At 67.6% G+C, this 10,725-nt stretch carries 10 protein-coding genes; all 10 read right to left on the bottom strand.

Going from position 1 to position 10,725, the window contains the following annotated elements:
• Window positions 1–220: 220 nt before the first annotated feature.
• Complete coding sequence (gene groL, locus AAF604_24190) at window positions 221–1,864, bottom strand: chaperonin GroEL (protein ID MEM7052787.1); 1,644 nt, start codon at window positions 1,862–1,864, stop codon at window positions 221–223.
• Between the two features lie 58 nt (window positions 1,865–1,922).
• A complete protein-coding gene (gene groES / locus AAF604_24185) occupies window positions 1,923–2,213 on the bottom strand; it encodes a co-chaperone GroES (GenBank protein MEM7052786.1) in 291 nt (96 codons plus the stop codon).
• A 168-nt stretch (window positions 2,214–2,381) separates the two neighbouring features.
• Entirely contained in the window at window positions 2,382–3,329 is a 948-nt protein-coding gene (locus AAF604_24180; protein ID MEM7052785.1) for a hypothetical protein, read from the bottom strand.
• Window positions 3,326–4,288 (bottom strand): PqqD family protein, encoded by a 963-nt coding sequence (locus AAF604_24175; GenBank protein MEM7052784.1) that lies wholly within the window; start codon window positions 4,286–4,288, stop codon window positions 3,326–3,328. Before AAF604_24175 ends, AAF604_24180 begins: the two co-directional genes overlap by 4 nt.
• Window positions 4,285–5,913, bottom strand: a complete 1,629-nt coding sequence (locus AAF604_24170) for an asparagine synthetase B family protein (GenBank protein ID MEM7052783.1) — start codon at window positions 5,911–5,913, stop codon at window positions 4,285–4,287. Before AAF604_24170 ends, AAF604_24175 begins: the two co-directional genes overlap by 4 nt.
• Before the next feature lie 91 nt (window positions 5,914–6,004).
• A complete protein-coding gene (locus AAF604_24165) occupies window positions 6,005–6,181 on the bottom strand; it encodes a lasso RiPP family leader peptide-containing protein (protein ID MEM7052782.1) in 177 nt (58 codons plus the stop codon).
• Between the two features lie 20 nt (window positions 6,182–6,201).
• The gene (locus AAF604_24160) at window positions 6,202–7,878 is read right to left on the bottom strand and encodes an asparagine synthase-related protein (protein MEM7052781.1); all 1,677 of its coding nucleotides are present in this window, start codon (window positions 7,876–7,878) and stop codon (window positions 6,202–6,204) included.
• Window positions 7,875–8,300 carry a lasso peptide biosynthesis B2 protein gene (locus AAF604_24155; protein ID MEM7052780.1) on the bottom strand — a complete coding sequence of 142 codons (426 nt, stop codon included), beginning with the start codon at window positions 8,298–8,300 and terminating at the stop codon, window positions 7,875–7,877. The genes AAF604_24160 and AAF604_24155 overlap by 4 nt, the downstream gene beginning before the upstream one ends.
• Window positions 8,297–8,590 (bottom strand): PqqD family protein, encoded by a 294-nt coding sequence (locus AAF604_24150; GenBank protein ID MEM7052779.1) that lies wholly within the window; start codon window positions 8,588–8,590, stop codon window positions 8,297–8,299. The genes AAF604_24155 and AAF604_24150 overlap by 4 nt, the downstream gene beginning before the upstream one ends.
• Window positions 8,591–9,818: 1,228 nt before the next feature.
• A partial coding sequence (locus AAF604_24145) for a hypothetical protein (protein MEM7052778.1) occupies window positions 9,819–10,725 on the bottom strand: 907 nt, incomplete at its 5' end.

Genomic DNA, 10,725 nt, shown 5'->3' with positions numbered 1-10,725 from the left:
GAAGAGCAGGAAGGTGTTGAAGGCCGTGTTCTTCACGCCCTCGGCCACCGAGCCAAAGCCGTAGAAGAACTTCGTCGAGAAGGGGATGGGATCGCTGTGGGAGTCGGGGGGCGTCTGTTGCATCGGGAGCGGAGAAGAGAGTAACCCGCAGAACGAACGAAAAAGGGGCTCCGAAGCGGATGCTCCGGAGCCCCTTGGCAGAATCAGCCTCGAGAGGCTCTTACATCATGCCCGGCATGCCACCCGGCATTCCGCCCGGCATGCCACCCGGGGCACCGCCGGCGGCGCCAGCGGGCTCGGGCTTCTCGGCCACCATGGCCTCGGTGGTGAGCAGCAGCGACGCCACGGAAGCGGCGTTCTGCAGGGCCGTGCGGACGACCTTGGTCGGGTCGATGACGCCGGCCTTCAGCAGGTCGGTGTACTCCTCGGTCGCGGCGTTGAAGCCGTTGGCACCCTTCTGGCCCTTGACCTTGTCGACCACGATCGAGCCTTCGATGCCCGCGTTCTCCGAGATGAAGCGGAGCGGAGCCTCGATGGCGCGGCGGATGATGTTCACACCCGCCTCCTGCTCACCTTCGACCTTGACGGCGTCGAGCGCCTTGATGCAGCGGATGAGGGCCACACCGCCGCCGGGGACGATGCCCTCTTCGACGGCCGCGCGGGTCGCGTAGAGCGCGTCCTCGACGCGGGCCTTCTTCTCCTTCATCTCGGTCTCGGTGGCGGCACCGACCTTGACCACCGCAACGCCGCCCACGAGCTTGGCCAGGCGCTCCTGGAGCTTCTCGCGGTCGTAGTCGCTGGTGGTGGCCTCGATCTGGCTGCGGATCTCAGCGCAGCGGCCCTCGATGTCCTTCTTGGAACCCGCGCCATCGATGATGGTCGAGTTGTCCTTGTCGATCGTGACGCGCTTGGCCTTGCCGAGATCCTTGAGGGTGACGTTCTCGAGCTTGAGACCGAGCTCCTCACTGATCACGTTGCCGCCGGTCACGATCGCCATGTCCTGCAGCATCGCCTTGCGGCGGTCGCCGAAGCCGGGAGCCTTGACGGCCGCGACGTTGAGCGTGCCACGGATCTTGTTGACGACCAGCGTGGCCAGGGCCTCACCGTCGACATCCTCGGCCACGATCAGCAGCGGGCGACCCTGGCGGGCAACCTGCTCGAGCAGCGGCAGGAGGTCCTTCATGTTGCTGATCTTCTTCTCGTGGAGAAGGATCATGCAGTTCTCGAGCACCGTCTCCATGCGCTCCGCGTCGGTCACGAAGTAGGGCGACAGGTAGCCGCGGTCGAACTGCATGCCCTCGACCACCTCGAGGGTAGTCTCGAGGCCGCGAGCCTCCTCGACGGTGATCACGCCGTCCTTGCCGACCTTCTCCATCGCCTCGGCGATGATGCGGCCAATCTCGGCGTCGTTGTTGGCGGAGATGGTGCCGACGTGGGCGATCTCCTTGCCCTCGACCGGACGGGACATGCCGTCGATCGACCCAACGGCGGCCTTGACCGCCGCCTCGATGCCGCGCTTCAGCTCCATCGGGTTGGCGCCGGCGGTGACGTTCTTCGAACCCTCGCGGAAGATCGCCTGAGCCAGCACGGTGGCGGTGGTGGTGCCGTCACCGGCGACGTCGGAGGTCTTCGAAGCGACCTCGCGCACCATCTGGGCACCCATGTTCTCGAGGGCGTCCGCCAGCTCGATCTCCTTGGCCACGGTGACCCCGTCCTTGGTGATCGTCGGCGAGCCGAACTTCTTCTCGATGACGACGTTACGGCCCTTCGGACCGAGGGTCACCTTGACCGCGTCCGCGAGCTTGTTCACACCCCGCAGGATCGCCGAACGGGCTTCCTCGGAGTAGGTAATCTGCTTAGCCATGGTTCTCTATTCCTCCTGATCCCGGGCGGGATCTCGGTTCGCAATCAGAAAGGTGGAATCAGCCTTCGACGACGGCGAGGATCTCGTCCTCGCGCAGGATGACGTAGTCCTCGTCTTCGATCTTGATCTCGCTGCCCGAGTACTTGCCGATCAGGATGCGGTCGCCGGCCTTGACGTCCATCGGGGAGCGCTTGCCCTCGTCGGTCACCTTGCCGGGACCCACGGCGATCACCTCCGCCTCCTGGGGCTTCTCCTTGGCGGTGTCCGGAATGATGATGCCACCCCGAACCTGCTCCTGCTGCTCGAGGCGCTTGACGACGACTCGATCGTGTAGCGGACGGATGTTCACGTTCGAATTCCTCCTTCTATCCGTAGAAAGTCCTGCAATCGCTTGGTTTGTCTAGGTGATGGAGTCGCGCGTTTAGCACTCACCGGCGACGACTGCTAACAACGAGGGGAGATTGTAGAGGGTTCTTGAAAGCCTGTCAAGGCTGGTTGAGTCGCAGAGACTCAGGTCTCAAATCGTCGCCAACTCGGCGGCCACCGCCGCCGCCGCCGCGGGCAGCCGGGCGACCCCCGAGGGATAGGTCAGGGAGCGCATCGGCACCTCCCGAGCCAACCCGGCGAGGCGATCGAGGCGCCCTGCCTCCAGCCCCGCCGCCGCCGCCAGGCGGGCGACCCGCGAGTGACGCAGCAGCTCGGCCACGGCTGCCGACGGTGAGATCCGCTGCCAGCTCGCTTCGGCCAGCCCTTCGCGCCGCCGCGGCAGCACCATCAGGGCGAGGCATCGGGGAACGCTCACAAAGTGTTCCGGCGCCACCGGCACCCACCGCTTGTCGAGCTCCGCCACCACCCGCTGGTAACCACCGGCGGCCTCGGCCCCGCGCCAGCGAGCCGCATCGTCGAGCCACAACCGCATCTCCGGAACGGCGGGATGAGCCTCGCGGGTCTCGGGATCGACGATCAGGAGGTCGTCGCTCAGCAATCGGCCACCGCTTTCGAGCAACGCCATCAGGAGCGAGCTCTTGCCGGCGCCGCCGGCGCCGAGCAGCGCCACCGCCCGACCGCCGACTTCGGCGACCGCCCCGTGGAGGGCGAGCCGGCCGCGCTGCTCGAGCCAGAAAGGCAACACCGTGCCGAGGAGATGGATCTCCAGGCGGCGGCGATCCTCGGCGCGAAACTCGATGCACCGACCGGCCGAGAGCAGGCGCTCACCGCGGGCGAACTGGAAGTCGTAGACCGTGTCGTCACCGGCACCCCGGCGAAAGACCTGCAGGGCAGAGCTGCCGTCGGGACCGGGCGTCGGACTGACGAACAAAGGGGCCTCGCCATCCAGCCGAGGGCGCTGCGCCGCCGTCGACATCGGCGCCACCACGAGATCCGCCGCTTCGTCGGGTGCCGGCGGCAGCATCGCGCAGCAGTCGTCCGGCAGGTCGAGGACCAGGCCGTAGACCCGACGCTTCATGGCGCTGCCAGCAGGCCGCGCGCTTCGAGGCTCCGGGCCAGCGCCGCGAGGTCGCGAGCCAGAACCTCTTCCGGCGCCTGGTAGCGATCCGCCAGTCGGCGGGCGGCACCCTCGAGGTCAGCGCAGCGCAGCAGCGCCTTGAGGCAGTCGGCCCCGACCTCGTCGAGGCCGAAGATCTGCTTCGACGCCAGGTGGCAGAGCCACAGGCAATCGTCGAACTCACCGTAGGCCACCCCCTCGGCGAGGCGGCGCGCCCCCGCCTCGACGCTGCCGCCGAGCAGCCGGGAGCTCTTCAGGCAGCGGTGCGGCGGCACGAAGCGCCAGCCGTCCTCGATGGTCGCCGTGGCGGCGTTCCAGAAGGGTTGATCGGGCTCGTTCCAGGGAAAGGCGAGGCGCTCCGTGCGACCGATCCAGTAGCGCTCCGGACCGAGCCGAGCGCGCCAGGCGGCCTGCCAGCGCGGATCGTCCGAGGCCCCCCGGGAGGTCAGATCGCGCGCGGCGAGGCAGTGGCGCACCCGTTCCTCGCGGGCCAGCACCTGGCGCCGTAGCTCGGGATGGGAGTAAAGATGGGCGACGACGATCTGCGAGGCGTCGCAGCCGGCGATGGCGGCCCCCAGGCGGACCCCGCTCAGGGCGCAGTCATCGACCAGGATCACCGGCCCCGGTACCGTCCCTCCGGAAAGATCTTCCGCCAGCGCCGCCGCCGGCAGATCGAGGGCATAGGCCAGCATGCCGAGCACGATGAAGCCGCCCCGCGGGATGGCGCGCCAGCGGCTGCGGCGCAGCTCGTCCGCGGTCATGGCCTGGCGCAGTTGCTCGGCGAGCTGGCGAACGTCGCGCTCGGCTTGTTCATAGTCCACCCAGCGCAGGCCCTCGGCGCCGTCGGCCAGGGCATCCGCCAGATGGCGCAGCCGCTGCGCTTCGGCCGCCGTCGGCTCCACGAAGGTCGGTTCGCTCAAAAGTACTTTCTCAGCCAGGCTTCGAGGGTCCAGGTATGCCAGAACAGGCTGCTCCGTGAGCGGCCGGCACAGAAGTCGTCATAGGCCTGCCGCAGCGCCACGCCGTCCACCAACCCGAGGTCGACGACGCGCGGCTGCCGCATCAGCTCGCGGGCCTGCGCCTGTCCGCGCTCGACCAGGCCGCGCCGCAGAATCGGTGTCGGATAGATCTTATCCCTGCTCTCCAGGACCGCCGCCGGCAAGCGGCCGGCGAAGGCGCGGCGCAGAATCACCTTGCGCTCCCCGGCGGAGAAGGTCTGCGACGGCGGCAGCGCCGCGGCCAGCTCGAAGAGACGGTGATCGAGCAGGGGATGGCGCAGGTCGATGCCGTGGGCCGCCGCCCGTTGACCCATCTCGAGAACCAGCGAAGGGATCAAGGGATCACGCAGGGTCCACAAGCGCTGCACCCGCCCGGGCGAGGCCAGGATGCGCCGGCGACCCTCGATCGACGGCACCCGAGGCCGATGGGCCGACGCCAGCCACGGCACCTCCGGAGCCCACCGGGTCGGCCGCCACCAGGTGCGCAGCGGCGCCCACAGGAACTTGCGCAGCAGGCGGAGGGTTCCTCCCGGCGACCAGCGGCGATGGCGTCGAAGGTCGCGAGCCAGCGAAACCCAACGCCCGGTCGCCAGGCGGTCGAGGTAGTCGAAGACATCGCCGCCGAAGAGGTGATCTCCGCCCACGCCGGTGTAGAGCACCGAGATCTCCGCTTGCCGCAGGCGCCGGCAAGTCTCCTGCCAGAGGTCTTCGTAGAAACCACAGAGGGGACTGTCGCGACGCACCCGCTCGGCGAGCGGCGTGCTCAAGGGCCAGAGGTGATCCGCCCGCAGCGTCAGCCGGTCGAGGCCGAGGCGGTCCGCCACCTCGCCCGCGAGGGGGCTTTCGTCCGCCTCCGGCAGCTCTGGCGCCGCCCACAGGAGCGCGGTCAGTGATGGGCTCTCCGCCGCGGTCGATGGCGATCCCTCCTCATCCCCCGCCGACGCCAGGCTCGCCGCCACCGCCGTCGAGTCGAATCCGCTGCTGAGGGCAACCGCCGCCGAATCCTCGCTTCGGTAGTCCGCCATCACCTCGTCGAGGACCGCCAACAGCGCTTCGCCGTAGGCTTCGTCGCTGGACAGGCGCAGCATCGCCGCCAGCTCTGGCCGCCAGTAGCGCACCTGCTCGACGCGATCCCCTTCCGCCAGCAGGAAGCAGCCCGCTTCCACCGCTTCGATGCCGCGGTAGAAGGTCTCCCGAGGCGGTGGCGCATCGCCACAGACCTGAGCCACCAGAGCGCGCTGCGACAGGTCGGCCACACCTTCCGAGCCGGTGAGGAGATCCGCCACCCGCGGGGCCAGGCGTATACCCTCCGCCGAGCGACGGAAGAACAGGCCGCGTTGACCCAACCGATCGCGCACCGCCAAGAGGCGCCGACGGCGAGGATCGATCAGGATGAAGGCGGCGGTTCCGGCGAGCTGCCGCGGTAGATCGAGCTCAGATTGTTCGTAGAGAAGGCACAGAAGGTTGCCGGTCGTGCAGGTCTCTGCCTGCCCTAACCGGCGCAACAGCGAGGAGCGCTGCGCCAGGCCCCCCTCGAGATGCACCACCCGCGCACCACCTCGAAGCGTCTCGGCAGGATGCCAAAGGACGCTCCCTTCCCGCCTCGTCAAGGCGGTGCCGGCGCTCCCGAGGATGGCCTCAAGTGGTGACCGAGGTGCCCGAGAACACCGCGTCCAGACCGTCGTTGCCGGAGAACTCGGTGAGCTCTTCCAGCGACCCATAGCGCCTCAGGCGGGGAGGCGAATAGGGCTTCTTGCCCCCCTCCGGAGGCAGCTCGGAGGACAGCGTCTCCCGGTGTTCGATCTCAGTCTTCATCGCAATAACCCTCTAAAATCTCACGACGACACGGGGGCCGTGCGTAGCCAGGCCTCCGCCGTCAGTATTCTCCAAAGTCCGGGGAGGACCGACCCGCGGTCGGCTCTCGCCCTATATTCTCGCAAGACTCGCGAGGACTGCACCAGCCCCAATCCTTCCAGGCGGGACTCGGTGAGCAAATTCTCCACCTTGTCTCGGCCCTTTTCGAGCAAGCCACGGCGCACCAAAGACGGTCCCGCCGCCTTCGCCGAAGGCGCGGTCAGCACCTCGTCCGGGATGAGCCCATCAAAGGCCGTCCGCACCAGCCTCTTGGCCGGTGGGTGCACCTCGAGACTACAATCCCGAGCCGCCAGCGACCAGGCGACCAGCGCACGATCGAGCCAGGGCGCTTCGATTCGCACGCCGCTCCGGCGGCCGAGGCGCTCCAGGCGCTCGGCCATCATGGGGTTGGCGGCCGAGCGAAGCTGAGCCTGGCGAAAGCGCCGCGCCGACAGCAGATCCGACGCCGCGATCGGCGAGCGGTCGAGCCCCCAGTCGCGAGCCTCGCTCTTCGCCGCCTCGGAAAGCCAGCCGGGCAGGCGACGCCGGAGGGTGGCGCGGAGCTGGCGGAGGAGCAGCATCGCCCGCCAGCCCGCGCGACGCCATCCAGCGCGGCGCCAGCGCGACAGCAGGGCGCCCCAGCGAGCCCGCAGCAACAGCGCCAGGTCGGGCATCGGCCAACCGGCGATGGGGTCGCCCCCGAGGCCGTTGAGCAACACCTTGGCACCGAGCCTTCGCAGGTGCTCCAGCGTGGCCCGCAGGAGCCCCGGATAGGTGTTCTCGAGGGGAGCGTTGGGATCGTCGAAGGCCTCGGGGTAGCAGCTCAGGGGCCAGAGGTCGTCGGCAGCGACGGCCTCGGCACGAAGCGCACCGCCCCAGGAGGGGTCGCTCGCGCCCTCCGAAAGACCGCCGCCTCGCCAGCTCACGGCGAACGGCCGAGACGAGTGCCGCACCAGCAACGCCGCCACCGCCGAGGAGTCGAGACCGCCACTGAGCAGCACCGCCGCCGGTCCATCGCTCGGCAGGCAAGCCACGACGGCTCGTTCCAATCGCTCCCGCAAAGCCACCGCTTCGTCTTTGAGACGGTCGGCGACCGGAAAATCCTCCGGGCGCAGGCTCTCGGTCGTCCCATCGACCTCGAGGGAGGCGGCCTCCGGCAAGCGGCGAATGCCATCGAAGAAACTCTCTTCCGGCCTCGGCGCAGCCCCGGTCAGATAGGCCAGCAGGCGGCGCCGATCGACCCTTGCCGCCACCGGGCCCGGCACCGCCACCAGTTGGCAGGGCTCGCTGGCGAAGTAGAAGCGATCCTTCGCTCGCCGCCAGTAGAGACCCCGCCGGGCGAAGAAGTCGTGATTCAGCACCAGACGCCGGGCGGCCTCGTCCCAGTGGGCCGAGGCAAAGGGCGCCGCGGCCTTCTCGTCGGAGCCCTCGGGCACCGCGGCAGAGCCCGTGCGCAGCCACAGCCCCTCGCCGGACACGGCGTCGAGACTGGCAGGCCCGCCACCGTTCACCCGTCCCATGGCGAAGCGCGCCCCGGATGCCGAGCGCTGCTCGACATCCGCCGGCTCCGCCAGGTCGGCGGCAGCCAGCATCGGCGCCAGCTCCTCCGCCGCCACGGCGCCGCCATCGAAACGTACGATGCCACAGAGCAAATTCATGGTGCGCTCGCTCGTTCCATCGGCTGAAAGCTCGCCAGATTGGGCCCTTCGGCAATCGGTCGGCCGTGACACTCGACCCAGGCATGGGCCTCGAGCTCCTCGTCCTGGCGCCGGACGCCGAGGCGAAAGCTGGCGGGAAAACCGTAGAACCGCAGCAGGTGCTCGAGGCAAAGCGAGCGCTGCAAACAGACCACCCGGAAGGGGTAACAGCGTGCGGCGCGGTCGACCTGACGAGCGATGATCTCCGGCCCGAGAACGGAGCGACGGCGCTGGGCGCGCTCGACCCGGAGCAGACGGCGCACCCTCGGCAGCGAGGCCAATGCCAGGCCTGCAGAAATCACGAAAAACAAGGAAAATGCATGCAGTAAGACGGCCCATTCCCGCGGGGATTGGGTCAGGGCCGTCTTCAGCTTGGGGCTCATGGGCTTCGAATCAGGTTCTTCGCCTGGAGGTCCGCTACGAAGCTCTGCAGCTCGCCAGCCAGATCCTCCGGCTCGGCGTCGTACTCGCGCTGCAGCACTTCGAGAACTCGCGCACGGTCTCCCAGCTCACACAGCAAAGACCACATGCGGGAACCGGTCTCGTTCAGACCGTAGTATTCGCCGCTGGCCAGGTGCAGGAGAACCGCTTCGCCCCCCAAATCGCGGAAAATGACATCCTCCGAAGCCATCAGGCTACGGTGGGCTTTGTCCTCGATCAACGGTTCCGCCATCACTCTTCTCCGGCCGAAACCTATGAAACGGACTGGTTTCTCTCCGCGAAAATTCCGTCGCAGCATATATCATGACCAGTGCTTGCACAAGCAAGGCTAATGCCTACCTTTACAATCAAGCAAATCATTCGAAAGATTGAGCTTGCGAGGGTTCGAAAGCACCTCTTCATCGGACCTTCGATCACTTCTCGAGCTGCCCTCTCGGGCGCCTGAAAAACCGAAGGCTGCAGAGCGCTCTGGTCACAGCGTATTGATGGCGAAGAGGGCTGAATTCGGCGGATCTCTCCGCTCCGCTGAACCGCCCGTCGGCAAGTCTCAAACCCGAGTGCTCGCAGCGGTTTCTTGGCGGGACGGGCTGGATTCGGCGGGTCTCTGCACTCCGCTGAACCGCCCGTCTGCAAGTCGCAACCCCGAGTGCTCGCAGCGGTTCTTTAGCGGCACGGGCAGGGTTGGGCGGATCTCTCCGCTCCGCTGAACCGCCCGCGTAGAACATCTCGAACTCCGTATCGGCCCGCTCCGGGCGAAGGCACAACTCGCCTTCGGCTCAGACAGATGCCTCCGCTCGTCCTCCGCGGGCCGAGTCTCGGACTCCCAAAGACCTTGCCCGCGGGCTCACGCTCCACTCCAAGACCCGCCCAACCCAACCCTCGGACCGATGGAGCGGACTGCCGACACCTCCAACAGCTTGGCCTGAAGGTCAATCCCCAGCTGACTCCAACGGAGTCTTCCGGGGCCTGGTGAGCGAGCACGGAGCGCAGATGTCTGAGCTCCACTTACGAAGCCGAAGCCAAAAGACCGTCAAGGAACAAAGCCTCATCGAAGCCACCAGCAGACGCGCGAGTTCCGAGCACCGAGCGCAGCCACCAGGACCTGGACGACGGCCCAGCAAGATCCAACCCCTCTCCCCACCTTCGGGGCCCCGCCGCCGACTCCAAAAACTAGAGCCCCCAGCCACCTCCAGCGGAGTCGTCCGGGGCCTGGTGAGCGAGCACGGAGCGCAGATGTCTGAGCTCCACTTACGAATCCGAAGCCGAAGCCCCTCAAAAGGGCAAGCCCTCCTCGAAGCCACCAGCAGACGCGCGAGTTCCGAGCACCGAGCGCAGCCACCAGGGCCCGGACGACGGCCCAGCAAGAGAAAGCGGGCAAAAGAAAGCGGCGGGCCCCCGAAGGAACCCGCCGTCTCATCCCTGCCCAACGAATTGGGGCAAGGCCGCTCTAGCTCGTGCTCTTACGGACGCACGATCCAGAGATCGTAAGCCCCGCTCCCGGAGTAGGAGGAAACCCTCCAGAAGTAGTACCCGGCACTGGCGTCATAGACCACCGACTCCGACGAGCTGTAGGTCCAAGAACCCGCAACCCGCTGCCACTTCGAGCCGTTCCAGCGGTACAGCTCGAGGTCGAAATCGGTGCCGGCGGCGCCTTCGAGGACACCCTCGTGCTGACCGGCCTCGGAGTAGAAGTAGGTGCCGTTCGGCTGCACCTCGGCGTCACCCTGCTTCAGGCTGCCGCTGTAGTGCTCGCTCGGCGTCGGCTCCTCGCAAGACCAGGTGATCTTGACGAAGCGCAGGCAGAAGAACTCGTTCTGCCCACCGTACTTCTTCGACACCCGGAAGCGCACCTGAGTCTGGCTCGAAATGAAGGCCGAGATATCGAAGCTCCGGCTCTCCTCCACCGTGCCGCTGATCCCGGTGATCACCTCCAGCACCGTCCAGGTCGCACCGCCGTCGTTCGACACTTCCACCGTCACCGCATCGCTCGGATCGACGCCGTAGGCCGTATCGAAGGCGAACTCGAGGGTCGCCGAGTTGGCCCCGGACATGTCGACCTCGCGCGCCACGCTCGGCTCCGTGCCGGTGTTCGGGTAGTCGTCGAGGAACAGGAAGCCGTTGGCGATCCGCACCCGGCCAGCCTGCGGACCCGGCGACGACACGTCGTCCTCGATCCAGTCACCGGCCCAGTCGTCCGGACCGTCGTTGTTGCCGAAGGACACCTGCTTGAAGGAGTCCTTCACCTGGCCGCCGCTGATGCAGATACCGCCCTCGCAGTCGAACACCAGGCCCGCCACCGCACCACTGCCGGTGAAGCGAACCTCGAGCTGCGAGACGCCGTTGGCGCCCAACACCAGCGTCTGCACG

This window comes from Acidobacteriota bacterium (assembly GCA_039028635.1).
Classification (GTDB): Bacteria; Acidobacteriota; Thermoanaerobaculia; order Multivoradales; family JBCCEF01; genus JBCCEF01.
This window is presented reverse-complemented; position numbering and strand designations above follow the sequence as displayed.

Coding starts and splice junctions, on each gene's coding strand:
- AAF604_24165 (MEM7052782.1), bottom strand. CDS start 6,181: ATGAAGACTGAGATCGAACACCGGGAGACGCTGTCCTCCGAGCTGCCT.
- AAF604_24160 (MEM7052781.1), bottom strand. CDS start 7,878: ATGAATTTGCTCTGTGGCATCGTACGTTTCGATGGCGGCGCCGTGGCG.
- AAF604_24155 (MEM7052780.1), bottom strand. CDS start 8,300: ATGAGCCCCAAGCTGAAGACGGCCCTGACCCAATCCCCGCGGGAATGG.
- groL (MEM7052787.1), bottom strand. CDS start 1,864: ATGGCTAAGCAGATTACCTACTCCGAGGAAGCCCGTTCGGCGATCCTG.
- AAF604_24150 (MEM7052779.1), bottom strand. CDS start 8,590: ATGGCGGAACCGTTGATCGAGGACAAAGCCCACCGTAGCCTGATGGCT.
- AAF604_24180 (MEM7052785.1), bottom strand. CDS start 3,329: ATGAAGCGTCGGGTCTACGGCCTGGTCCTCGACCTGCCGGACGACTGC.